Origin of the sequence: Marinobacter iranensis, assembly GCF_029207565.1 — a bacterium.
Classification (GTDB): Bacteria; Pseudomonadota; Gammaproteobacteria; order Pseudomonadales; family Oleiphilaceae; genus Marinobacter; species Marinobacter iranensis.
On record NZ_JANCMW010000276.1, the window covers coordinates 1 to 259 of the forward strand.

Annotated in this window: 1 protein-coding gene; it reads left to right on the plus strand. The window is 67.2% G+C overall.

The features are described 5' to 3' along the window. Positions 1-259, plus strand: a 259-nt coding sequence (locus tag NLU14_RS22355) for an aminotransferase class III-fold pyridoxal phosphate-dependent enzyme (RefSeq protein WP_275710748.1), incomplete at both ends; no start/stop codon positions are given.

The following is a 259-nucleotide window of genomic DNA, read 5'->3' on the forward strand; positions in this document are numbered from 1 at the left end:
GATGCGCGACGGCTTCGAGCCGCTGCTGCCCGGCTTCGACTATGTGAAGTTCAACGATTTGGAGGGGGCGCTCGCCAAGATCGACGGCGAGACCGCCGGCTTCCTGGTCGAGACGGTGCAGGGCGAGGGCGGCATGACCGCCGGCACGCCCGAGTTCATCCAGGGCCTGCGCAAGGCGTGCGACGCGCATGGCCTGCTGCTCATCCTCGACGAGATCCAGTGCGGCTATGGCCGCACCGGCAAGATGTGGGCCTATGAG